Genomic DNA, 24,290 nt, shown 5'->3' with positions numbered 1-24,290 from the left:
GGAGAGGGGCAATGGAGTTCGCTTTTTATATCTGTGGCCTGATAGCCATTCTCGCAACCTTGCGGGTGATCACCCACACCAATCCGGTACACGCACTGCTGTACCTGATTATTTCGCTGCTGGCGATTTCCGGGGTGTTCTTCTCGTTAGGCGCTTACTTCGCCGGTGCGCTGGAAATTATCGTCTACGCGGGCGCCATCATGGTGCTGTTCGTGTTCGTGGTGATGATGCTCAACCTCGGTGGTTCTGAAATTGAACAGGAACGCCAGTGGTTGAAACCGCAGGTATGGATTGGTCCGGCGATTCTGTCGGCCATCATGCTGGTGGTGATTGTTTACGCCATCCTGGGCGTTAACGATCAGGGCATCGACGGTACGCCAATTAGCGCGAAAGCAGTCGGTATTTCCCTGTTCGGACCGTATGTACTGGCGGTCGAACTGGCTTCGATGCTGCTGTTGGCGGGTCTGGTTGTGGCCTTCCACGTAGGGCGCGAAGAGCGTTCTGGTGAAGTGCTGAGCAACCGCACCGATGACCGCGCGAAAAGAAAAACGGAGGAGCACGCATGATCCCCTTACAACATGGACTGATCCTCGCGGCTGTCTTATTCGTACTGGGCTTAACCGGTCTGGTTATCCGCCGCAATCTGCTGTTTATGCTGATCGGCCTGGAAATCATGATTAACGCCTCCGCGCTGGCCTTTGTGGTCGCAGGAAGCTACTGGGGCCAGACCGATGGTCAGGTGATGTATATTCTCGCCATCAGCCTTGCGGCTGCGGAAGCGAGCATTGGACTTGCGCTGTTGCTGCAACTTCATCGCCGTCGCCAGAACCTGAACATCGATTCAGTAAGTGAGATGCGTGGATGAACATGCTTGCCTTAACCATTATTCTGCCATTTATTGGCTTTGTATTACTGGCGTTCTCTCGCGGTCGTTGGTCAGAAAATCTGTCCGCTACCGTGGGTGTCGGGTCGATTGGCCTGGCGGCGCTGGTGACCGCGTTTGTTGGCGTTGATTTCTTCGCTAACGGCCAACAGGCCTACAGCCAGCCGCTGTGGACGTGGATGTCCGTTGGTGACTTCAACATCGGTTTTAACCTGGTGCTGGACGGCCTGTCACTGACCATGCTCAGCGTGGTGACCGGTGTCGGTTTCCTGATCCACATGTTCGCCTCCTGGTACATGCGTGGGGAAGAGGGCTACTCTCGCTTCTTCGCCTACACCAACTTGTTTATCGCGAGCATGGTTGTTCTGGTGCTGGCTGATAACCTGCTGCTGATGTACCTCGGCTGGGAAGGCGTGGGCCTGTGCTCCTATCTGCTGATCGGTTTCTATTACACCGATCCGAAGAATGGCGCTGCGGCAATGAAAGCCTTCGTGGTGACCCGTGTCGGTGACGTATTCCTGGCGTTCGCGCTGTTTATCCTCTACAACGAGCTGGGCACGCTGAACTTCCGCGAAATGGTGGAACTGGCGCCTGCGCACTTTGCAGACGGTAACAACATGCTGATGTGGGCAACCCTGATGCTGCTGGGCGGTGCGGTAGGTAAATCCGCGCAGCTGCCGTTGCAGACCTGGCTTGCGGACGCGATGGCTGGTCCGACGCCTGTCTCTGCGCTAATCCACGCCGCAACGATGGTTACCGCCGGTGTCTACCTGATTGCACGTACCCACGGCCTGTTCCTGATGACGCCGGAAATCCTGCATCTGGTGGGGATTATCGGTGCTATCACTCTGGTGCTGGCTGGTTTCGCTGCGCTGGTACAGACCGACATTAAACGCGTTCTTGCGTACTCAACCATGAGCCAGATTGGTTATATGTTCCTGGCGCTGGGTGTTCAGGCATGGGACGCGGCGATTTTCCACCTGATGACGCACGCGTTCTTTAAGGCGCTGCTGTTCCTGGCATCTGGCTCGGTTATCCTGGCTTGCCACCACGAACAGAACATCTTCAAGATGGGCGGACTGCGTAAGTCGATTCCGCTGGTGTATCTCTGCTTCCTGATTGGTGGCGCGGCGCTGTCGGCTCTGCCGCTGATTACCGCAGGCTTCTTCAGTAAGGATGAGATTCTGGCCGGTGCAATGGCGAACGGTCATATCAATCTGATGGTTGCAGGTCTGGTCGGTGCGTTCATGACCTCTCTGTACACCTTCCGTATGATTTTCATCGTGTTCCACGGTAAAGAACAAATTCATGCTCACGCAGGGAAGGGGATTACCCATCATCTGCCGCTGATTGTGCTGATGATCCTTTCCACCTTCGTTGGCGCGCTGATTGTGCCACCGCTGCAAGGCGTACTGCCGGCAACGACCGAACTGGAGCATGGTCGCGTTATGACGCTGGAAATTACCTCCGGTATCGTAGCGATTGCGGGCATCCTGATCGCAGCATGGCTGTGGCTGGGTAAACGCACGCTTGTGACATCGATTGCTAACAGCGCGCCGGGCCGTCTGCTGGGTACCTGGTGGTATAACGCCTGGGGCTTCGACTGGCTGTACGACAAAGTGTTCGTCAAGCCGTTCCTGGGTGTGGCGTGGCTGCTGAAACGCGATCCGCTGAACTCAATGATGAACATTCCGGCGATCCTTTCCCGCTTTGCAGGTAAAGGCCTGCTGTTAAGCGAGAACGGTTATCTGCGCTGGTATGTGGCATCAATGAGCATCGGCGCTGTCGTGGTTCTGGCGCTGTTGATGGTACTGCGTTGAGTTTGTTGGCCGGATGAACGATTGCCGGATGGCGCTGCGCGAATCCGGCCTACAAACCCAGAAATAATTTTTAGAATTCGTTGAAAATCTGTTCCTGAAGTACAGGCGTCATCGGCGAAGTCAGACCGAATACCGCCAGCGCAGAGCAACCGGAGCGTACTGAAGTACGTGAGGATTGCGAGCACTGCCGGGATTTGGGCTGACGAGTGAGATAGCCTGAGCAGGAGTAAATATAAGGGACATACTTAGCTATGTTATTACCCTGGTTGATATTAATTCCCTTTATCGGTGGCTTTCTGTGCTGGCAGACCGAACGCTTTGGCGTGAAGGTGCCGCGTTGGATCGCGCTGATTACCATGGGACTGACGCTGGCGCTTGGCCTGCAACTGTGGTTGCAGGGTGGCTATTCGTTGACGCAATCCGCTGGCATTCCGCAGTGGCAGTCTGAGTTTGTCCTGCCGTGGATCCCGCGCTTTGGCATCTCTATTCATTTAGCCATCGACGGTTTGTCGTTGCTGATGGTGGTGCTGACCGGTCTGCTCGGTGTTCTGGCGGTACTTTGCTCCTGGAATGAAATCGAAAAATACCAGGGCTTCTTCCACCTGAACCTGATGTGGATCTTAGGCGGCGTAATCGGCGTATTCCTTGCCATCGACATGTTCCTGTTCTTCTTCTTCTGGGAAATGATGCTGGTGCCGATGTACTTCCTGATCGCGCTGTGGGGGCATAAAGCCTCTGATGGTAAAACGCGTATCACGGCGGCGACCAAGTTCTTCATTTATACCCAGGCGAGTGGTCTGGTGATGTTGATTGCCATTCTGGCGCTGGTGTTTGTGCACTATAAAGCGACCGGCGTGTGGACCTTCAACTATGAAGAGCTGCTGAATACCCCGATGTCCCATGGTGTGGAATACCTGCTGATGCTGGGCTTCTTCATCGCCTTCGCGGTGAAAATGCCGGTGGTTCCGTTGCACGGCTGGTTGCCGGATGCGCACTCCCAGGCACCGACCGCAGGTTCCGTTGACCTGGCGGGGATCTTGCTGAAAACAGCGGCCTACGGTCTGCTGCGCTTCTCCCTGCCGCTGTTCCCGAACGCGTCGGCGGAGTTTGCACCTATCGCCATGTGGCTTGGCGTAATCGGTATCTTCTACGGCGCGTGGATGGCCTTTAATCAGTACGACATCAAACGTCTGATTGCCTACACCTCCGTATCGCACATGGGCTTCGTCCTGATTGCTATCTACACCGGCAGCCAGCTGGCGTACCAGGGTGCGGTTATTCAGATGATCGCGCACGGTCTGTCTGCAGCCGGTCTGTTCATCCTGTGTGGTCAGCTGTACGAACGTCTGCACACGCGTGATATGCGCATGATGGGCGGCCTGTGGGGCAAAATGAAATGGTTGCCTGCGCTGTCGATGTTCTTCGCAGTGTGTACGCTGGGTATGCCGGGTACAGGTAACTTCGTTGGCGAATTTATGATTCTGTTCGGCAGCTACCAGGTGGTTCCGGTTATTACCGTGATCTCGACCTTTGGTCTGGTGTTTGCCTCTGTTTACTCGCTGGCGATGCTGCATCGCGCTTACTTTGGTAAGGCGAAGAGCCAGATTGCCAGTGTTGAACTGCCAGGGATGTCGCTGCGTGAGCTGTTTATCATCCTGTTGCTGGTCGTGCTTCTGGTACTGCTTGGCTTCTATCCGCAGCCGATTCTGGATACCTCGCATTCTGCGATGAGCAACATCCAGCAGTGGTTTGTTAATTCCGTTACTACTACAAGGCCGTAAATCGCCATGACAATAACTCCACAACACCTGATTGCGCTGCTACCGCTGCTGATCGTCGGCTTGACGGTGGTGGTTGTGATGCTCTCCATTGCGTGGCGACGCAATCACTTCCTCAATGCCACACTGTCGGTCATTGGGCTTAACGCCGCGCTGGTTTCGCTCTGGTTTGTTGGCCAGGCGGGCGCCATGGACGTCACCCCGCTGATGCGGGTTGACGGTTTCGCTATGCTCTACACCGGGCTGGTGCTGCTGGCTAGTCTTGCCACCTGTACCTTTGCTTACCCGTGGCTGGAAGGCTACGACGACAACCGGGAAGAGTTCTACCTGCTGGTGCTGATCGCCGCGCTCGGCGGTATTCTGCTGGCTAACGCTAACCATCTGGCGGCGCTGTTCCTCGGTATTGAGCTTATCTCTCTGCCGCTGTTTGGTCTGGTTGGCTATGCGTTCCGTCAGAAACGTTCGCTGGAAGCCAGTATCAAATACACCATTCTGTCTGCCGCAGCGTCTTCCTTCCTGCTGTTCGGTATGGCGCTGGTGTACGCGCAGTCTGGCAACTTGTCGTTTGTCGCTCTCGGTAAGAGCCTCGGTGACGGCATGCTGCACGAACCGCTGCTGCTGGCGGGCTTCGGTCTGATGATTGTTGGCCTCGGCTTTAAACTTTCGCTGGTTCCGTTCCACCTGTGGACACCAGACGTATACCAGGGTGCTCCGGCTCCGGTTTCCACCTTCCTGGCGACGGCGAGCAAAATCGCTATCTTCGGCGTGGTAATGCGTCTGTTCCTGTACGCACCGGTAGGGGATAGTGAAGCGGTACGTATCGTGCTGGGCGTGATTGCCTTTGCTTCCATTATCTTCGGTAACCTGATGGCGCTGAGCCAGACCAACATCAAGCGTCTGCTTGGTTACTCTTCCATCTCTCACCTCGGTTATCTGCTGGTGGCGCTGATCGCCCTGCAGAGCGGTGAGATGTCAATGGAAGCGGTTGGCGTGTATCTGGCCGGTTATCTGTTTAGCAGCCTCGGCGCGTTCGGTGTGGTCAGCCTGATGTCAAGCCCGTACCGCGGTCCGGATGCCGACTCTCTGTTCTCCTACCGTGGTCTGTTCTGGCATCGTCCGATTCTCGCGGCAGTGATGACGGTAATGATGCTGTCTCTGGCGGGTATCCCGATGACGCTGGGCTTTATCGGTAAGTTCTACGTGCTGGCCGTCGGTGTGCAGGCTAACCTGTGGTGGCTGGTTGCCGCCGTGGTGGTGGGTTCCGCGATTGGTTTGTACTACTACCTGCGCGTTGCCGTTAGCCTGTACCTGAGCGCACCGCAGCAGTTGAACCGCGATGCGCCGTCCAACTGGCAGTACAGTGCGGGCGGTATCGTGGTGCTGATTTCTGCTCTGCTGGTACTGGTGCTGGGTATCTACCCGCAACCGCTGATCAGCATCGTGCAGTTAGCGACTCCGCTGATGTAATACATCAGGCTGTGATCGATAAAGAGTCTGGGCAATGTCCAGACTCTTTTTTTTACCTGTCTAAATTGTTATGCCATAGGCCTTGAGCTTCTCGACAAATTTAATCGCACCATTGAAGTTTAAATGATCACCATCCTGAAAGTCGTGACAAGTAAAGTCCGGGTCACAACTCATGTCGATGAGCATCAGGTTTTTCTTATGTGGTGTGATCTTTTGATAAAATGCAAAAGCCTCATCGAGCATTTCTTTATCAATATTCTCTCTATATTTCCGCGGTTGAGGTGGAAATACTATGTACATGGCGTAGTTTTTTATATCAGCATTATCGATCATTTTCTCAATATTATGAGCGTTTGATCTCAGTGATTCTTTGTAACGAAAAAGTTTGGAGTGATTGATGCCTCGTTGAATACTGAGTTTATCCATCTCCTCTTCACATAGTGAAGTTATATTCTTTTGCTCGTTGATTAGTTTGTGAAAATCAAAACTGAAATATTTTTGTTCAACAACATCCGCGATAGTTTTTGTTAGTTTTTCTTCAGATATAATTATGTTTAGCAGGTTTTTTTCTAAGCTACTGTGAAGAGACGCAGGTTGATATATTTCATCGTAATTACTTGTAAAGACTTCTTCATCAAATTGAATGTATGGGATATTGTTCTTTTTGGCGAAAAACTTAAGTTCATCAAATACGCCAGTATTAAAGGGGCTTTTACTTCTCGCCAGCTCATGATGTAAATCGAAGAAGCTCGTTATGTGAATATGATTTTTTAATTTACTGTATTGAGTCATATGTTCAGTGATTGCCAGGGCAAATGTAGTATCACCACTTTTGACGGACATATTGGATGTACAGGTAGTTAATTGCGTTGGTACGCACCACCAGGCATAAGATGACCCCGTAACAATATTATCCATGCTAAGTGTGTTATGTTTTTTATATTCATGTTCCAGGTACATAGCATATTTTTTATTAACCCCACACGAAACACGTAGTGCGCTATAGTAGATAAATGAAAAAACTTTCATGCAGTCAAATTTTCTTCTTAAAATATGACTTCCTTCATCATCATAGATGAGGATTTTAGTTTCATTGTTTGCAGCAGGATGGTTGATAGTCTGAATACAGAGCTCGACGTCAGCAGTGGTGTCCAGATGTATAAGCTGTGATTGAAAACGATCTGCTATGATCTTCCGGAAACTAAAGTAATGGCTACTGCTACCATAAAAGAAAATTTTATATTGCGTGGCGTGCAGAAGCGTCATCCAATAGCTTGAAATAATTGGGAGAATAAAATCGACATCTTCTGCAGTGATATCTTTTGTGGTAAGTGGTATGAGGTTGTCAATCAAGGTAACCGATTGTTCGTTATCCTCTATATGTTGCTGGCCTGCAATTAACGTATTTTTTATATTATCAATGTCTAAATTGAGTTTGTATTTGGCCAGAGACTTTGCGTGTTTTTGGAGCTCTTTAATAAAATGTTGCTTATCCACGTCACTACCTGCCTGGAGATATCTAATCATATAGGGTATTTGTTGAATGCTATTTTTCACTCAACGACTGATATCTAAAGGCGGCAGTTTTTAATGATAGTTAAAAGGAGGGAGGGCATTATGACGAGAATATTTTTGCGACTAAACTGCCCCTTACTCGAAGGCCATTGAGTAAAGGGCAGTATTGCTGGGGCGTCAGGCCGGAAGCTGCCTGCTCACCAGCGGGCCGCTGATGCCGCTTGCGCTGCGATCCATCACTTCCTGAATGACAGAAGAAAGCTCATTGACTTCGAATTTAGCCACGTAACCATCCGCTTTAACCCGGCGAACGTGATCTTCGTTGGCGCTACCGGAAAGCGAAGAGTGGATAACGACCGGGATCTTCTTCAGGCGCTCGTCGGTTTTTATCTTACGGGTAAGCGTAAAACCGTCCATCTCCGGCATTTCCAGATCGGTGAGTACCAGGGCAATCTTCTCGCTGATTGGTTTCCCTTCTGCTTCCGCTTCTGCAGATAACTGCTGAATTTTTTCCCACGCATCCTGACCTGTCACATGCATCAGGTGTGGGATCTCCATGGCGTTAAGTCCTTTTTCCAGCATCGCACGGGCCACTTTGGAATCATCTGCCACAATCGCCACCGCACCCGGCGTGATGTTAAATTTATTGGTTTTCAGGTCTGTTGCGCGCAGGTCGTGGTTGGAAGGTACGATATCGTACAGGATTTGCTCAACATCAAGCACCAGCGCCAGATTGTTAGTCTCTTTGTTGTCGTCCAGACAGGCGATACTGGTAATGTAGCGACCATTGACGGCTTTCTCTGCGGTATGCACCTGTTGCCAGTCCAGGCGCATAATATTTTCCACTGACTCCACCGCGAACGCCTGGACGCTGCGGGCATATTCCGTTATCAGCAGGATGTTAAGTCCGGTTTCTGGTTTACAGCCCGCGACGGCGGGCAGGTCAATCACCGGGATCACCTGATCGCGAATGTTAACCATACCCAGTAACGGGGCCTTCATACCTGCCGGACGCGTAAAGGTTGGCATCGGTACGATTTCACGCAGTTTGAATACGTTGATGCCAAACAGCTCAGATTTCTGCTCCTCAACAGATTTGCCGAGGCGAAACAGCAGCAGTTCAAAACGGTTAGACAGGGTTAGGTTTGTCCTGTCATCAATATCTTTCTGGAAATTGTTCATCCTGTCCTCAGTGTGAAAGCCAGCCTTTCCACTGTTATCGGCACTGAGGCGGAAAAATGGAGCATTAAACGGTGAAAATGGCGAAATCGTGAGCCAGTTCCGTGTCTGGAAATATTGCTTTGCACTCTTCGAGTAATCGCTGACAGCCTTTTTCATCGTAACGTGAGCTAACGTGGGTCATGATCAGGCGTCCCACTCCGGCCTCCAGCGCCAGCTTTGCGGCTTGTCGGGTCGAGCTGTGCCCGCGGCTGTTGGCTTTTTCCTCCATTGAGGCATCCAGTGTGGTTTCATGTACCATCACATCCACACCTCGTGCCAGTTCAATGGCGGATGCGCAGGGTCCTGTGTCGCCGAAAATTGCCACAGATTTTCCCCTGGTGGCCGGGGCGAGAAAATCGGCGCCGTTAATCGCACGTCCATCTTCCAGCACGATGGTTCTTCCGGCTTTCAAATCCTGGAACCACGGGCCCGCTTTTACACCTGCCACCTTCAGCGCATTAGCGTCAAGCGCACCGGGTTTGTCATGCTCTTCAACACGAAAACCGTAGCACTCAAGAGGATGCTCCAGCGGATACGCCGTTACTTTACGCAGGCCGTCATCGACAATCTCACCTGCGGTGATTTCTACAATATCCAGCGGATAATCGGTCCTGGAGCCGCTCAAACGCAAAGCGGTTTCGGTAAACTCTCGCAACCCCTTCGGCCCGTATAGCGTCAGCGGCTGGACGTTGCCGGCCATCGAGCGGCTGCACAGCAGCCCCGGTAAACCAAACAGGTGATCGCCGTGCAGATGACTGATAAAAATACGATCGAGTTTTCCCGGGTTAAATGGCGTGGTCAGCAGCTGATGCTGCGTTCCTTCACCACAATCGAACAGCCACAGCCCCGCCTGAGTCGGGTGTTGCAGATTCAGTAAAATTGCCGTTACATTGCGTGAGCGCGTGGGGACTCCCGCAGACGTGCCTAAAAATAGTAATTCCATCTTCGCGTTACACTTTTCGCCATCAATAAGGCAGGGTGTTCAGGTTATCACAACAAAGGGGCAGACAATGATTCACTGGCAAGATCTCCACCATGCAAAACTGAATACCCAGCAGCTGTACGCCATTCTTCAGCTTCGCTGTGCGGTGTTTGTTGTTGAACAACAGTGCCCGTATCAGGATGTGGATGGTGATGACCTGGTTGGGGAAAATCGACACATTCTGGGCTGGCATAACGATGAGCTGGTAGCGTATGCGAGGATTCTGAAAAGCGATGATGAGCTGGAGCCGGTGGTCATTGGGCGGGTGATAGTAAGCGAAGCGCTGCGCGGTGAAAAACTGGGGCAACAACTGATGACTCAAACGCTGGCATCCTGTAGCCAGCACTGGCCGCACAAGGCGCTGTATCTGGGGGCGCAGGCGCATCTGCAATCGTTCTATGCGCGTTTTGGCTTTGTTCCGGTGACGGATATCTATGACGAAGATGGTATTCCACACATTGGCATGGCGCGGGAAGCGCATCAGGTATAAAAAGGCGCAAATACGTCTGATTGTCTATAGTTAGCGGGTACGTCAATAGAAAGGGAGAATAAAATGTCTTTTCATTCTTATGAATCACGTATCGATGACGATCTGGAATTATTGAGTGAAACGCTGGAGGAGGTGCTGCGGTCTTCCGGCGATCCAGCCGATCAAAAATATCTTGAGTTAAAAGCGCGAGCAGAGCGGGCGTTAGAAGAGGTGAGAAATCGCGTCAGCCACGCCTCTGACAGCTACTATTTTCGCGCGAAAAAAGCCGTTTGCCGGGCCGATGACTATGTGCACGAAAAACCCTGGCGCGGGATCGGCGTAGGTGCCACGGTCGGTTTAGTGATGGGATTATTGTTAGCACGGCGATAAATTCCATTTCATCAGCGCATTTGTACGTACTCCCTAACTGGGGGTACTGCTTTTTCTGCTCAGTACCCCGTATAATGTGAGGTTTTTAACAGGGAGAGGTCCGCGTGCATTCAATCACTACTGCGCTGGAAAGTCTGATGCGCCATTTGTCGCAAGAGATACCGGCAGCACCTGGAATTCGTATTTACGATATACCTTTCCCACTGAATGATGCGTTTGATGCTTTAGGATGGCTGGCCAGTCAACCCGTCTGGCCCCAGTTTTACTGGCAACAGCGTAATGGCGACGAAGAGGCCGCCGTGCTTGGCGCAGTCGCCGCATTTTCCTCGCTGGAATCAGCCCAGCAGTTTTTACGCCAGTATGATAATCATCCCGACCTGCGTATTTGGGGCCTGAATGCCTTTGAGCCACAGCGCGGCAATTTGTTATTGCCACGGCTGGAGTGGCGACGTTGCGCCGGGGCGGCGAGCTTACGCTTACATCTCTATAGCGACGTGTCGCTGCGTGAAGATGCCGCACAGGCGATGGCGTTTATCTCATCGCTTGCCAACGTTAAGCCGCTACCCGCATTGCGTCTGAGTTTGACGGGAGAACAGAACTGGCCGGATAAAGCAGGCTGGACAAATCTGATAAAACTCGCCACGCAAACTATCGCTGGGGAAGAACTCGACAAAGTTGTGCTGGCGCGGGCGACCGACTTACAGTTTTCTCAGTCGGTTAATGCTGCAGCCGTAATGGCTTCCAGCCGCCGCTTAAACCTGAACTGTTACCATTTTTTTATGGCATTCTCTGCCGACTCCGCTTTTCTTGGCTCTTCTCCTGAACGTCTGTATCGACGGCGTGATGCGGCGCTGCGCACCGAGGCGCTGGCCGGAACCGTTGCTAACCACCCTGATGATCATCGCGCCTGGCAGTTGGGTGAATGGCTAATGAAAGATGATAAAAACCAGCGCGAGAATATGCTGGTGGTTGAAGATATTTGCCAGCGCCTGCAGGGCTGTACGCAAACGCTTGACGTGCTGCCGCCGCAGGTGCTCAGACTGCGTAAAGTGCAGCACCTGCGCCGCTGTATCTGGACGGAACTTAATCAGGCCGACGATACGCTTTGCCTGATGCAGCTTCAACCCACGGCCGCTGTCGCTGGCATTCCGCGTGAGCTGGCGCGTGAATTTATCCAACATAATGAACCTTTTGAGCGCGAGTGGTATGCCGGTTCTGCGGGTTATCTGTCTCTGCGCCAAAGCGAGTTTTGCGTGTCATTACGTTCGGCGAAAATTAGCGCAAACGTGGTGCGCCTGTATGCCGGGGCAGGGATCGTACGCGGTTCAGATCCTGAGCAGGAATGGCAAGAAATAGACAATAAAGCGGCAGGGTTACGTACTTTATTACAGATGGAAGGATAGTGATTTCGTGTATATTTCCGATTCATATCAAAAATCCATTTATTCGATTCTCTATACTGTGTCGCAATATTGATACCGGACAATCTCATGTCAGTAAGCGCATTTAACCGACGCTGGGCGGCGGTCATTCTGGAAGCACTCACTCGCCACGGCGTCAGGCATGTCTGCATTGCCCCTGGCTCTCGCTCTACACCGTTGACGCTGGCGGCAGCGGAAAACCCCGCTTTTATCCACCACACTCATTTTGATGAGCGTGGTCTTGGGCATCTGGCTTTAGGTCTGGCAAAAGTCAGCCAGCAGCCTGTTGCCGTGATTGTGACGTCCGGTACGGCGGTAGCGAATTTGTATCCCGCGTTGATTGAAGCGGGCCTGACCGGTGAAAAACTGATTTTACTCACTGCTGACCGACCGCCTGAGCTTATCGACTGTGGCGCTAACCAGGCGATTCGTCAGGCCGGAATGTTTGCCTCGCATCCGTCACAAACGCTCTCTTTACCGCGCCCGACCCAGGACATCCCGGCGAGCTGGCTGGTGTCCACCATTGATAACGCCTTAGCCGCGCTGCATAGCGGGGCGGTTCATATCAATTGCCCGTTTGCGGAGCCGCTGTATGGCGACATGGACGAAACGGGGATTACCTGGCAGCAGCGCCTTGGCGACTGGTGGCAGGACGATAAACCCTGGCTGCGTGAAGCGCGTCGGCTGGAAAGCGACAATCAGCGTGACTGGTTTTTCTGGCGACAAAAACGTGGTGTCGTGATTGCGGGTCGTATGAGCGCGGAAGAAGGCAAGAAGGTTGCGCAATGGGCGCAAACGTTAGGCTGGCCGTTGATTGGCGATGTCCTGTCACAAACCGGACAACCGTTGCCGTGCGCCGATTTGTGGCTCGGGAATGCGAAAGCAGTGGCTGAATTAGAGCAGGCGCAGATTGTGGTGCAGCTTGGCAGCAGCCTGACCGGAAAACGGCTCCTGCAATGGCAGGCCAACTGCGATCCGCAGGAATACTGGATTGTCGATAATATCGAAGGCCGCCTCGATCCGGCTCACCATCGTGGGCGCCGACTGGTGGCGAAAGTTGGCGACTGGCTGGAGCTGCATCCAGCGGAGAAACGTCAGCCCTGGTGCGTGGAGATCCCTCGTCTGGCACAGCTGGCCTGGCAGGCGACAGAAGCACGTCGCGAGACGTTTGGTGAAGCGCAATTAGCCCACCGTATCCGTGAGTACTTACCGGAGCAGGGGCAGCTGTTTGTGGGCAACAGCCTGGTGGTGCGTCTGATTGATGCGCTGTCGCAGCTTCCGGCCGGTTACCCGGTCTTTAGCAACCGTGGCGCGAGCGGCATTGACGGTCTGCTGTCAACGGCGGCGGGCGTACAACGCGCCAGCGCGAAATCGACGCTGGCTATCGTCGGTGATTTATCCGCGCTGTATGACCTCAATGCGCTGGCGTTATTGCGCCAGGTGTCTGCGCCATTTGTCCTGATAGTGGTCAATAATAACGGCGGGCAGATTTTTTCCCTGCTGCCGACGCCAGCAAGCGAGCGCGAACGGTTCTATCTGATGCCGCAGAACGTGCATTTCGAGCATGCTGCTGCCATGTTTAACCTTAAATACCAGCGCCCGGAAAACTGGGAACAACTGGAGAGCGCGTTGACTAACGCCTGGCGTACTCCTGCGGCAACGGTGATTGAGCTGGTGGTGAACGAAACTGATGGGGCGCAAACCCTCCAGCAACTGCTGGCGCAGGTAAGCCATCTATGATCCTGCACGCGCAGGCGAAAGAGGGCCAGATGGGATCTCCCTGGCTGGTTTTCCTGCACGGTTTTTCCGGCGATTGCCGCGAATGGCAGACGGTTGGCGAAGCGCTTCAGAGTTATTCGCGGCTGTATATCGACCTGCCGGGACACGGCGGATCGGCTGACGTTAACGTGAGCGGATTCGATGATGTAATTGCTCTGCTGCGTAACACTCTACTTAGTTACAACATACTAAACTACTGGCTGGTGGGATACTCTCTTGGCGGCAGAGTCGCAATGATGGCGGCCTGTCAGGAGATGCCTGGACTGTGTGGTTTGGTGGTTGAAGGTGGGCATCCTGGCTTGCAAAGCGATGAGGCGCGCGTGCAACGTCGTCTCTCGGATGGCCGCTGGGCCGCGCGTTTTCGCGCTGAGCCGTTGTGCGAAGTGTTTAATGACTGGTACCAACAGCCGGTTTTTTCCTCGCTGACTGCGGCGCAAAGAGAGGCCCTGGTTGCTCTGCGTAGTCAGAATAATGGGCATACGCTGGCGGCAATGCTGGAGGCCACTTCGCTTGCCGTACAACCTGATTTACGTGCGCAACTCCATACGCGCACATTTCCGTTTTATTATTTATGTGGTGAACGTGATGATAAATTCCGCGCGCTGGCGACGGAAATGTCATTACCACACCATGTGATTCGTAATGCCGGGCACAACGCGCATCGGGACAATCCCGCGGGCGTGGTGGACTGTCTGGCTCAGATTCTGCGTCGCTGACTATAGGACATTTTATGATCTATCCTGATGAAACAATGCTTTACGCACCGGTAGAATGGCACGATTGCTCTGAAGGCTACACCGATATTCTCTATGAGAAATCCACCGACGGTATCGCAAAGATCACCATTAATCGTCCACAAGTACGCAATGCCTTCCGTCCGGTCACCGTGAAAGAGATGATCCAGGCGCTGGCGGATGCCCGCTATGATGACAACATCGGCGTGATTATTCTGACCGGTGCGGGCGATAAAGCGTTCTGTGCAGGCGGCGATCAGAAGGTGCGTGGCGACTACGGCGGATACCAGGATGACTCCGGTGTGCATCACCTGAACGTACTGGACTTCCAGCGCCAGATTCGTACCTGTCCGAAACCGGTAGTGGCGATGGTTGCAGGTTTCTCCATCGGTGGCGGTCACGTGCTGCATATGATGTGTGACCTGACCATTGCGGCTGAAAACGCCATCTTTGGTCAGACCGGGCCGAAAGTCGGTTCTTTCGACGGCGGTTGGGGTGCTTCCTACATGGCGCGCATCGTCGGTCAGAAAAAAGCGCGTGAAATCTGGTTCCTGTGCCGTCAGTACGATGCAAAACAAGCGCTGGATATGGGTCTGGTCAATACCGTGGTTCCGCTGGCCGATCTGGAAAAAGAGACCGTACGCTGGTGTCGCGAAATGCTGCAAAACAGCCCAATGGCGCTGCGCTGCCTGAAAGCTGCGCTGAACGCCGACTGCGATGGTCAGGCCGGTCTGCAGGAGCTGGCGGGTAACGCCACTATGCTGTTCTACATGACGGAAGAAGGTCAGGAAGGTCGTAACGCCTTTAACCAAAAACGTCAGCCTGATTTCAGCAAATTCAAACGGAATCCGTAATGCGTAGCGCGCAGGTATACCGCTGGCAGATCCCCATGGACGCGGGGGTGATTCTGCGCGACAGGCGGTTAAAAACGCGTGACGGGCTGTACGTTTGTCTTCGTGACGGCGAGCGCGAAGGGTGGGGAGAGATCTCCCCCCTGCCGGGCTTCAGTCAGGAAAGCTGGGAAGAGGCGCAAACCGAGCTGCTGGCCTGGGTCAACGGCTGGCTGCAAGGCGATGTTTCTTTACCGCAACTGCCTTCGGTTACCTTTGGCGCAAGCTGTGCGCTGGCCGAACTGGCTGGCGCATTGCCACAGGACGCAGACTACCGTGCCGCGCCGCTGTGTACGGGCGATCCTGACGATCTGGTGCTGCAACTGGCAGACATGCCGGGTGAAAAAGTGGCGAAGATCAAGGTCGGACTGTATGAAGCGGTTCGCGACGGCATGGTAGCCAACCTGTTGCTTGAGGCGATCCCGGAGCTACATTTGCGTCTTGACGCCAACCGAGCCTGGACGCCGTTAAAAGCTCAGCAGTTCGCGAAATACGTTAATCCTGAATATCGCGGCCGCATTGCCTTCCTCGAAGAGCCATGCAAAACCCGCGATGATTCCCGTGCGTTTGCGCGTGAAACCGGCATTGCCATTGCCTGGGATGAAAGTCTGCGTGAAGCGGATTTCACCTTCGAAGCCGAAGAGGGTGTCAAGGCTGTAGTTATCAAACCTACGCTAACGGGCAGTCTCGATAAAGTGCGCGAACAGGTGGCTGCGGCGCATGCGCTTGGCCTCGCCGCTGTTATTAGTTCGTCGATCGAGTCGAGCCTGGGTTTAACCCAACTGGCGCGAATAGCCGCCTGGCTGACGCCGCAGACCATTCCGGGTCTGGATACCCTGAGCCTGATGCAGTGCCAGCAGGTACGCACCTGGCCGGGTAGCGCGTTGCCGTGTATCGACGTAGACGCGCTGGAACGTCTGCTATGACCCAGCAGGACATGCCCGATAGCGTGAGCTTTTCGGGCCTGGTACAACCCGGTGACTGGCCATGGCGTCACTGGCGGCAGGTGCGTGCGAAGGCGCCAGCCCTGCGCCTCAACGATGAAGTATTAAGCTGGAGCAAACTTTGCGCGCGTGTCGACCATCTGGCCTGCGGTTTTGCCGCTCAGGGCGTGGAAGAGGGCGATGGCGTCCTGCTTCGCGCATGGAATCATCCGCGCGCTTTGCTGGCCTGGCTGGCATTGCTGCAATGTGGGGCGCGGGTTTTACCTGTGAACCCGCAGTTACCTCAGCCGCTGCTTGACGCGCTGGTCCCGGACTTAACGCTGCGTTTTGCGCTGGATCTTGAGGCCGCTAACGCGCTTTCGGGGCTCAGTCCGTTGCAGATGCAGGCATTGCCAGGCACGCATGCCGCCGCGTGGTTACCCGAACGTTTGAGCACGATGACGTTAACCTCAGGTTCTACCGGCTTGCCGAAAGCGGCGGTACATACCTGTCAGGCGCATCTGGCGAGCGCACAGGGCGTGCTGTCATTAATGCCGTTTGGCGCAGAAGATGACTGGCTTCTCTCACTGCCGCTGTTTCATGTTTCCGGTCAGGGCATTTTGTGGCGCTGGTTGTTTGCCGGGGCGCGAATGACCGTGCGCGACAAGCAGCCGCTGGAGCAAATGCTGGTTGGATGCACCCACGCTTCGCTGGTACCCACACAGCTGTGGCGCTTGCTGGTCAACAACACGCCGGTCACGCTCAAAGCGGTACTGCTGGGCGGCGCGGCAATTCCTGTTGAATTGACCGAGCAGGCGCGCGAGCAGGGGATCCGCTGCTGGTGCGGCTACGGACTGACGGAGTTTGCTTCTACGGTCTGTGCAAAAGAGGCGGATGGTCTGGCGGATGTGGGTTCTGCCCTTGCGGGCAGAGAAGTCAGAATCGTTGATGATGAAGTCTGGCTACGTGCCGCCAGCATGGCGCAAGGCTACTGGCGCAACGGGCAGCTTATTCCTTTAGTGAATGCGGAAGGCTGGTTTGCCACCCGCGATCGTGGTGTGTTGAAGGATGGAAAGTTAACCATTGTCGGTCGTATGGACAATTTGTTCTTTAGCGGCGGGGAAGGTATACAGCCGGAAGAGGTGGAACGTGTGATTGCTGCGCATCCGCAGGTTCTGCAAGCCTTTATTGTGCCGATAGAAGACAAAGAGTTTGGTCATCGTCCGGTGGCGGTCATTGAGTATGACGCCAACGCTGGAGAAACCAATCTGGCAGAGTGGGTTAAAGATAAGCTGGCTCGCTTTCAGCAGCCGGTATGTTGGCTGACGTTGCCTCCAGAACTCAAAGCCGGAGGGATTAAAATCTCTCGCCGCGCGTTGGCGGATTGGGTAAGAGCGTCATTGTTAACATTAAGAAAACAGTAATTACATTTCTCACTTTCGCCATTGCGTAGCCATTGTCCTTTTGTTTATCTGCTAATGTGTAACCTGATGTGAAATTCATTAGCAAAAGGTGCGCTATGGAATGGCATGTGAAGAAGACTTGCTGTCACAAGAAAGCAGGGAGGCTCTATATCGTACTTTGCGATAGCGGTGGTTCGCTTAAGATGCTTGCCCAGGCGCAATCTTCCGAACGGGTTAAGCCCGGCGATCTCCTTTCACCGCTGAAAGACGCCCAGTATTGTGTTAATCGTGATGCATCCCGCGTGATTAAAATAATCGATGCCAGACAGTACATTTGTGACGAATGGGAGCGTCTGGTACGACAGTCCGAAGAGAAATAATCTCAGGACAGGCGTTGATGTGAAGGCAGAAAAATCGTCATGAGTCCCGCCATGATGCACAGTACTCCGGCGAGTGCCTTTACTGAAAAGGTTCCCTGCCAGCCGGGCAGAATCATTGATGCAACCCACACCAGCACATAGCTCAGGCTGAGCAGGGCATAAGCCTTGCTGAGCGCGAGCTGGTGCAGGGCTTTATGCCAGCAAATAACCGACAGTAAATAGCCTGCCAGCCCGGCATACAGAGCAATCGTCCCGACGCTAAGAGAATATACGGCTGTGATGAATTCCAGCGGCTGCAGCATTGGCGGCAGATTATCCATCGCAAAGCCGAGACTTAACTGGGCAGCCGAGGTGATAATAACGCTACACAATCCCCAAAAGATGCCCATTACACCGCACTCCCAAGAATAAAGATGCCGGTGATTATCAGCCCAACCCCCAGCCAGTGGCGTGTAGTGACGGGTTCGCGCCAGATTTTCCACGCGGCCAGCGTCACCCAAACAAAGTTAAGACTCAGCATGGGGTAGGCGATACCGACAGGAATGTTCTGTAGTACCGCCAGCCAGAGCAGCATGGCCAGACCGAGGCTTGCCAGAGCAAGCCCAATCCACAGCGTAATGTGACGTTTTCGCGCATGAACGGATACTGGTCGGGTTGCCAGCTTCTGGCATAACTGACCGCAAACGCTGAGCAGGCTGGCAAGAACTAAGACTATCCAGATCATTTGGGTCGATACTGAATCAGGACCAGACGCCCCTGATTATCAATGTAGTCAGCGGGAGGGATGGCAAGTTGATTAATATCTTCATCCTTATCAATTGAGAGCACGAGCGTAATGTTTCCTTGCTGACGATGTTGCGCTAACCAGTCGGAAAAATCTTCCCGACTGATAAAACGCCCCCGCGCATCAGGGTAGCTGAGGCCATATTTTAACTCGCCCGTTTGACCGTACATCATGATGTCGTCACGCTTCAGGCTCCAGGCCAGCCCCGCGGCGACGCCAACGCTGTCGGTGAGAACATAACGGCTCGAGTCCAACGACTCTTTGGTCATCTCGACAAAAAACTGCGGCTGTTTAGATTCCATCACCCGGTCAGGAATGGAGAAGCCAAACAACAGTGCCAGTCCTAATGGGCACAGCGCTGCGAATTGCCAGTTCTTCTCGCGATTATTTAGCGTATACCAGCCGAACAGCGTCCAGATGATAAAAATGCCCCACGCACAAAACACTTTATACGTCTCGATATGTGACCAGACCGGTGTCTTTAAAGGACCAAGCGTGGAAACAATAAACGTGGCGACAATGCCGGTTACACCGAACAGAACGTTGATCCAGCCGTTGGCGCGCAGTGCGGCCGAACCTTTTTCCGCAGCCTGCAGACCGAAACGCGCCGTCAATATCGCCAGCGGCGCAAAGCAGGAAAGTATATAGGTTGGCAGTTTTCCTTTCGCGATGCTGAAAAACAGGATTGGCATGATAATCCAGCTCAACAGGTACAGTGCGCTGCGCGGAAGATCGCGCTCACGCCAGCCCGTACGCAGCGCGCCGGGAAGCAGTCCAAGCCACGGTAATGCGCCTGCCAAAAATACCGGAATGTAGTACCAGAAAGGAGCCTTATGTTGGGCATCATCCTGCGCAAAGCGTTGAATATGTTCGACCCAGAAGAAGTAATGCCAGAAATCCGGCTCGCGCCGGGCAATCGCTATTCCCCACGGCAGCACAATCACGACGCAACCGACCACTGCCAGCAGACCGTAGATAATGAGATCTTTCCAGCGCTTTTGCGCGAAAACCCACGGCAGTACGCTGAGTACGGGAACGGCAAGCGCCAGGAAACCCTTGGTCATCACCCCCATGCCGCAGGTTAACCCTAACAGCAGAAAGGCGGTCATTTTGCGCGTTCTGGTGGTGGCCTGCATCCCCTCCCAAAAGCAGCACATGCCTGCCATTAGCCAGAGCGCAATGATGGGATCAAGTACTGCGTAAGTGCCGATGCTGTAAACGGAAAAAAACGTTAAAAAGATAACTGAAGAGAGTACGGCAGTACGCTTATCCTGCCATAGCCGCATGGCAAGCCAGGCTACCAATAGTGCCGTCAGCAAGGTAGCAAAAATGGCCCCCGCTCTGACGCCAAAATTATTGGCGCCAAACAACCATTGTCCGATGCTGTTTAACCAGTATCCGGCAATCGGTTTTTCAAAATAACGTAGCCCTAAAAAGTGTGGAACAATCCAGTCACCGGAGGCCAGCATTTCCCGGCTGATTTCGGCATAACGCGTTTCATCTGGCTGCCAGAGCAGGCGACTGCTGATGGGCAAAATAAAATACAGCGCAATAAAAGCGATAAATGCCAGGACGTAACGTATCGACTTCATTGCTTTGCACCTACTGGTTGCTGGCAACCGAGCCACCCCTCTCTGCCGGGAATTTTTCCACGCACGATCTGCCCGGTTGGCAGCGTACTGATGTCGTCTGGTAACAGCTCGCCAAGCGGGCAGAATGTAATCCCCATGTCTGCGGCGCGAGTAAGCAACTCGTCAAAATTCTGATGAAAGGCGATGCCTTCAACTTCCGCATGAATGGTATACACCGGTGTTCCTCTGCTCATCTGGATGTGGGAGAGAATATAAGAATTGAAGTCCACCGCCTGGACCTCCTGACCAACCACTTCATCCCATGTTGGTAACGTGACGGGAATTTGCGGCGTACCTGTTTTCCCGGACGCCAGCACAGGACGGAATAACGACGTTCCCCGACAGTCGCTGTTATAGCGCAGATGGAACGTTTCTTTGGCATTGACGACGCTATTGTCGGCACGCCATCCGGCAACGGCAGAACAGGTGACGGGGTGTCCGATGATGGCTTCCAGGGCCGTTATGCCTCGCGAAATATCATCAATCAGCTGTTTGTCATTCCAGTTCCCGCTTCGTGCCTGCCAGGCATGGTGATCCCAGGCATGCAAACCGGTTTCATGAAGCTGGGCGGTTTGCGCAATGATCGCCGCGTTAGCCTGGCCGATCTCTTTTCCCGGCCATGCGGTTCCCGCCAGCAAAATATCCCATCCGTAGAGTGATGCTGCGTTTGAGCGCAGCATTTTCCACAGAAATTGTGGCTTCACCAGACGCCAGAGATGGCGTCCCATGTTGTCAGGCCCAACGCTAAAGAAAAAACTTGCCCGAACGTGATGTCGGTTCAATGTCTCCAGCAGGCGGGGCACGCCTTCGCGTGTCCCCCTGAAAGTATCGACATCAATGCGCAAGCCGACTTTGGTCATGATGTGTGTTCCGTGATATCCACACTGCGTAAGAAGAAGTCCAGCGTCTCTTCTACCGTTTCCTGCATCTCAATGGTTGGCTCCCAGTTCAGACAGCGTTTTGCATTGCGAATGTTGGGCTTACGGTGTTCAACGTCTTGATAACCTTTACCATAGTAGCTGCTGCTTTCGACGTCACGGAAACCAGCAAACGGCGGGAAGTGGTTACGCAATGGATGTTTTTCAAAGCAGGTAAGTAGCATTTCTGCCAGTTCCTGAATACTTGCTTCGTTCTGTGGATTACCAATGTTGATAATCTCGCCGTCACAGCGTCCGCCTTCGTTTTCGATGATACGATACAGGGCTTCGATGCCATCGCGAATGTCGGTAAAGCAGCGTTTTTGTTTTCCGCCTTCAATTAGCTTAATCGGTGAGCCTTCCACCAGGTTGAGGATCAACTGCGTAATGGCGCGTGAGCTGCCGATACGCGCGGCGTTAAGGTTGTCCAGACGCGGTCCCATCCAGTTAAACGGACGGAACAGGGTGAAGCGTAATCCCTCTTTTTCGCCATATGCCCAGATTACGCGGTCCAGCAACTGCTTGGAGACGGAGTAGATCCAGCGTGGTTTATTCACCGGACCGACGATCAGATTCGAGCTGTCCTCATCGAAGACTTTGTCGGTACACATGCCGTAAACTTCGGAGGTTGACGGGAAAATGATGCGCTTACGGTATTTCACGCAGTAGCGAATGATTTTCAGGTTCTCTTCAAAATCGAGCTCAAACACGCGCAGCGGGTTACGGATATATTCGATTGGCGTTGCGATCGCTACCAGCGGTAATACGACGTCGCATTTTTTCACATGATATTCAATCCATTCGGAGTGAATGCTGATGTCGCCCTCGACGAAATGGAATCGCGGATGTTGCAGAAAACGCTCAATGGCGTCGCTACCAATATCAAGTCCATACACGTCGTAATTATCTTCTTGCAGCAGGCGCTCGGTCAGATGGTTACCAATGAAACCATTAACGCCGAGGATCAGCACACGAGTACGGCGTTTGCTGGTGGTAACTGACAGGCTATTCAAGTGAGAACCCGGAACCAGGCCCAGAACCTGCGCCAGCTGTGACCCTTGCATTGCAATACCATCGCCAGCCTGTCCGGTAATAATCTCCAGTGCGCCATCGGCACAGGCGATCAGCAAAGGAGACACGGAGATGACGCTACCCGGCTGGGCCGCAAAGTGGTTTGTGCACACACGCGATGACCAGACGGTGAACTTTTGCGTGCCGACATAGCTAAATGCCCCCGGCCACGGATCGCTGACTGCGCGGACCTGATTATGCAATTCCGCGGCAGGTTTACTCCAGTCGAGGAAGCTATCTTCCGGCGTACGGCGACCAAAACAGCTAGCCTCTGCTTCTTGTTGGGGGCGTTCTGCATAATCCCCCGTTTTAATCGCAGGCAGTGCCTGTTCCAGCAACTGACGCGCAGCCTGGCACAATTTATGGTGCAGCGTTAACGCCACATCATCAGGCGAAATCGCGACACGCTGCTGGGCAACAATGGCACCGGCATCCGCGCGTTTGATCATGCGATGAAGCGTGACGCCGGTTTCGGTTTCGCCGTTGACTAGTACCCAGTTCAGCGGTGCGCGGCCACGGTATTTCGGTAACAGTGAGCCGTGCAGGTTAAATGCACCCTTAGGGGCAAGGCTGAGGATCTCATCACTCAGCAAATGACGATAGTAGAACGAGAAGATGGCATCCGGTGCCAGTTGGCTAATGCGCTCAATCCATAAGGGGTGATTAACCTCGTCCGGAGCGTAAACCGGAATACCGGCGCTGGCGGCAAGGCGGGAAACAGATCCAAAAAACGCTTTTTCACCCGGATTGTCGGTGTGCGTAAAAATCGCAGCGATCTCATAACCTGCATCCAACAAGGCCTGGACACCCTGACATCCCATATCGTGATAGGCAAATACGACGGCTTTCATGCGTGGTTTTCCTCGGTTGACTGCGTGGTTTGGGGGCGGATAACGTGTTGAACAAAATAGCGGGGGCGGGCGCGGACATCGTTATAGATGCGACCGATATATTCGCCGAGTAAACCCATGCCTATAAACTGTGCGCCGATAAAGGTAAACAGGACGGCAAACAGCATGAATACCCCTTCCGCGGCCCACTGTGGACCGAGCGTCAGGCGCAGAACAACAAGCAGAACAGATAAGGTAAAGCCCGTGGCGGCGATCACGCTGCCGAGCAGGCTCAACATACGAAGCGGCGTGGTGGTCAGACAGGTCACCAGGTCATACATCAGGTTGATCAGACGCATGAAGCTGTATTTAGAGTCACCAAATTCACGCTCTGCATGATGTACCGGGATTTCCGTGGCGCGACGGGCAAAAATGTTGGCCAGAATCGGGATAAAGGTGCTGCGCTCCTGGCAATGCAGCATGGCATCGACGATATGACGGCGATAGGCGCGCAGCATGCAGCCGTAGTCGCCCATCGCTTTACCGGTGGTGCGCTGAATCAGGTGGTTGATCAGGCGCGAGGCGGTCTTACGAAATACGCTGTCCTGACGGTTCTGACGTACAGTTCCCACCACATCGAAGCCTTCATCTGCGGTGGCGACCAGCCGAGGGATCTCTTCCGGCGGGTTTTGCAAATCGGCATCCAGCGTGATGATCAAGTCCCCACTGACATGGCTGAAGCCGGCCATAATCGCCGAGTGCTGCCCGTAGTTGCGATTCAGTAAAATAGAGACAATATGGCTGTTCGGTGTCTGGGACGCGTCCATCATTAGTTGAGCGGAATGGTCGCTGCTGCCGTCGTCGATTAGCAGAATTTCATAGTCTTTGCCCAATTTCTCGCAGGCAGCGCTGGTGCGTCTGATTAACTCTGGCAGGCTTTCCTGTTCATTAAAAACGGGAATGACTACCGAGACTTTTTTGATCGGTGCTGCTTCAAACATG

Annotated in this window: 23 protein-coding genes; 14 read left to right on the top strand and 9 right to left on the bottom strand. The window is 53.5% G+C overall.

Going from position 1 to position 24,290, the window contains the following annotated elements; all coding sequences use genetic code 11:
* The first annotated feature begins 11 nt into the window (after positions 1 to 11).
* The 5 genes from nuoJ to nuoN all read left to right on the top strand — a co-directional run bounded on the left by nuoJ (position 12) and on the right by nuoN (position 5,948).
* Positions 12 to 566, top strand: a complete 555-nt coding sequence (gene nuoJ / locus E1B03_RS18330) for an NADH-quinone oxidoreductase subunit J (protein WP_003028059.1) — start codon at positions 12 to 14, stop codon at positions 564 to 566.
* A complete protein-coding gene (nuoK, locus tag E1B03_RS18325; protein ID WP_006683663.1) occupies positions 563 to 865 on the top strand; it encodes an NADH-quinone oxidoreductase subunit NuoK in 303 nt (100 codons plus the stop codon). Before nuoJ ends, nuoK begins: the two co-directional genes overlap by 4 nt.
* The gene (nuoL, locus tag E1B03_RS18320; RefSeq protein WP_003834744.1) at positions 862 to 2,703 is read left to right on the top strand and encodes an NADH-quinone oxidoreductase subunit L; all 1,842 of its coding nucleotides are present in this window, start codon (positions 862 to 864) and stop codon (positions 2,701 to 2,703) included. Before nuoK ends, nuoL begins: the two co-directional genes overlap by 4 nt.
* 251 nt (positions 2,704 to 2,954) lie before the next feature.
* Complete coding sequence (gene nuoM, locus E1B03_RS18315; RefSeq protein ID WP_003027692.1) at positions 2,955 to 4,484, top strand: NADH-quinone oxidoreductase subunit M; 1,530 nt, start codon at positions 2,955 to 2,957, stop codon at positions 4,482 to 4,484.
* A gap of 6 nt (positions 4,485 to 4,490) precedes the next feature.
* Positions 4,491 to 5,948 (top strand): NADH-quinone oxidoreductase subunit NuoN, encoded by a 1,458-nt coding sequence (gene nuoN, locus E1B03_RS18310; protein WP_003027689.1) that lies wholly within the window; start codon positions 4,491 to 4,493, stop codon positions 5,946 to 5,948.
* A gap of 60 nt (positions 5,949 to 6,008) precedes the next feature.
* On the opposite strand, the gene E1B03_RS18305 is transcribed toward nuoN, so the two are convergent.
* The 3 genes from E1B03_RS18305 to rbn form a co-directional block, all read right to left on the bottom strand.
* Positions 6,009 to 7,445 carry a hypothetical protein gene (locus E1B03_RS18305; RefSeq protein ID WP_133086709.1) on the bottom strand — a complete coding sequence of 479 codons (1,437 nt, stop codon included), beginning with the start codon at positions 7,443 to 7,445 and terminating at the stop codon, positions 6,009 to 6,011.
* A 195-nt stretch (positions 7,446 to 7,640) separates the two neighbouring features.
* Complete coding sequence (locus tag E1B03_RS18300; protein WP_103770368.1) at positions 7,641 to 8,645, bottom strand: chemotaxis protein; 1,005 nt, start codon at positions 8,643 to 8,645, stop codon at positions 7,641 to 7,643.
* Between the two features lie 64 nt (positions 8,646 to 8,709).
* On the bottom strand, positions 8,710 to 9,627 hold the full coding sequence (rbn, locus tag E1B03_RS18295) for a ribonuclease BN (RefSeq protein ID WP_133086708.1): 918 nt from the start codon (positions 9,625 to 9,627) through the stop codon (positions 8,710 to 8,712).
* A gap of 67 nt (positions 9,628 to 9,694) precedes the next feature.
* Here rbn and E1B03_RS18290 point away from each other — a divergent pair, with 67 nt between their 5' ends.
* From E1B03_RS18290 to pmrD, 9 genes are all read left to right on the top strand, one after another.
* Positions 9,695 to 10,156 (top strand): GNAT family N-acetyltransferase, encoded by a 462-nt coding sequence (locus E1B03_RS18290; RefSeq protein WP_103770370.1) that lies wholly within the window; start codon positions 9,695 to 9,697, stop codon positions 10,154 to 10,156.
* Between the two features lie 63 nt (positions 10,157 to 10,219).
* Positions 10,220 to 10,525, top strand: coding sequence for a stress response protein ElaB (gene elaB / locus E1B03_RS18285; RefSeq protein ID WP_133086707.1), 306 nt, complete (start codon positions 10,220 to 10,222; stop codon positions 10,523 to 10,525).
* A gap of 104 nt (positions 10,526 to 10,629) precedes the next feature.
* Complete coding sequence (gene menF, locus E1B03_RS18280; RefSeq protein ID WP_103770371.1) at positions 10,630 to 11,928, top strand: isochorismate synthase MenF; 1,299 nt, start codon at positions 10,630 to 10,632, stop codon at positions 11,926 to 11,928.
* Positions 11,929 to 12,015: 87 nt separating this feature from the next.
* Entirely contained in the window at positions 12,016 to 13,686 is a 1,671-nt protein-coding gene (menD, locus tag E1B03_RS18275; protein WP_133086706.1) for a 2-succinyl-5-enolpyruvyl-6-hydroxy-3-cyclohexene-1-carboxylic-acid synthase, read from the top strand.
* Entirely contained in the window at positions 13,683 to 14,441 is a 759-nt protein-coding gene (menH, locus tag E1B03_RS18270; RefSeq protein WP_133086705.1) for a 2-succinyl-6-hydroxy-2,4-cyclohexadiene-1-carboxylate synthase, read from the top strand. Before menD ends, menH begins: the two co-directional genes overlap by 4 nt.
* Before the next feature lie 14 nt (positions 14,442 to 14,455).
* On the top strand, positions 14,456 to 15,313 hold the full coding sequence (menB, locus tag E1B03_RS18265; RefSeq protein WP_003027671.1) for a 1,4-dihydroxy-2-naphthoyl-CoA synthase: 858 nt from the start codon (positions 14,456 to 14,458) through the stop codon (positions 15,311 to 15,313).
* Positions 15,313 to 16,275, top strand: a complete 963-nt coding sequence (gene menC, locus E1B03_RS18260) for an o-succinylbenzoate synthase (protein WP_133086704.1) — start codon at positions 15,313 to 15,315, stop codon at positions 16,273 to 16,275. The genes menB and menC overlap by 1 nt, the downstream gene beginning before the upstream one ends.
* The gene (gene menE / locus E1B03_RS18255; protein ID WP_133086703.1) at positions 16,272 to 17,696 is read left to right on the top strand and encodes an o-succinylbenzoate--CoA ligase; all 1,425 of its coding nucleotides are present in this window, start codon (positions 16,272 to 16,274) and stop codon (positions 17,694 to 17,696) included. Before menC ends, menE begins: the two co-directional genes overlap by 4 nt.
* 95 nt (positions 17,697 to 17,791) lie before the next feature.
* Positions 17,792 to 18,055: a signal transduction protein PmrD gene (gene pmrD, locus E1B03_RS18250; protein WP_133086702.1), complete on the top strand. Its 264-nt coding sequence runs from the start codon at positions 17,792 to 17,794 to the stop codon at positions 18,053 to 18,055.
* Between the two features lie 2 nt (positions 18,056 to 18,057).
* On the opposite strand, the gene arnF is transcribed toward pmrD, so the two are convergent.
* From arnF to arnC, 6 genes are read right to left on the bottom strand one after another with little or no spacing between them, the layout of a single operon-like run.
* Positions 18,058 to 18,444, bottom strand: a complete 387-nt coding sequence (gene arnF, locus E1B03_RS18245) for a 4-amino-4-deoxy-L-arabinose-phosphoundecaprenol flippase subunit ArnF (RefSeq protein WP_133086701.1) — start codon at positions 18,442 to 18,444, stop codon at positions 18,058 to 18,060.
* Positions 18,444 to 18,779, bottom strand: a complete 336-nt coding sequence (arnE, locus tag E1B03_RS18240) for a 4-amino-4-deoxy-L-arabinose-phosphoundecaprenol flippase subunit ArnE (RefSeq protein ID WP_133086700.1) — start codon at positions 18,777 to 18,779, stop codon at positions 18,444 to 18,446. The genes arnF and arnE overlap by 1 nt, the downstream gene beginning before the upstream one ends.
* Positions 18,776 to 20,431: a lipid IV(A) 4-amino-4-deoxy-L-arabinosyltransferase gene (arnT, locus tag E1B03_RS18235; RefSeq protein ID WP_133086699.1), complete on the bottom strand. Its 1,656-nt coding sequence runs from the start codon at positions 20,429 to 20,431 to the stop codon at positions 18,776 to 18,778. The genes arnE and arnT overlap by 4 nt, the downstream gene beginning before the upstream one ends.
* Positions 20,428 to 21,330 (bottom strand): 4-deoxy-4-formamido-L-arabinose-phosphoundecaprenol deformylase, encoded by a 903-nt coding sequence (arnD, locus tag E1B03_RS18230; protein WP_103770380.1) that lies wholly within the window; start codon positions 21,328 to 21,330, stop codon positions 20,428 to 20,430. Before arnD ends, arnT begins: the two co-directional genes overlap by 4 nt.
* On the bottom strand, positions 21,327 to 23,309 hold the full coding sequence (gene arnA / locus E1B03_RS18225) for a bifunctional UDP-4-amino-4-deoxy-L-arabinose formyltransferase/UDP-glucuronic acid oxidase ArnA (RefSeq protein ID WP_133086698.1): 1,983 nt from the start codon (positions 23,307 to 23,309) through the stop codon (positions 21,327 to 21,329). Before arnA ends, arnD begins: the two co-directional genes overlap by 4 nt.
* The gene (gene arnC / locus E1B03_RS18220) at positions 23,306 to 24,289 is read right to left on the bottom strand and encodes an undecaprenyl-phosphate 4-deoxy-4-formamido-L-arabinose transferase (protein WP_103770382.1); all 984 of its coding nucleotides are present in this window, start codon (positions 24,287 to 24,289) and stop codon (positions 23,306 to 23,308) included. Before arnC ends, arnA begins: the two co-directional genes overlap by 4 nt.
* Between the last annotated feature and the right edge of the window lies 1 nt (position 24,290).

The sequence above is a fragment of the Citrobacter arsenatis genome (assembly GCF_004353845.1).
Taxonomy (GTDB): Bacteria; Pseudomonadota; Gammaproteobacteria; order Enterobacterales; family Enterobacteriaceae; genus Citrobacter; species Citrobacter arsenatis.
Note: the sequence above shows the minus strand (reverse complement) of the source record. Positions and strands in the feature narration are given on the sequence as shown.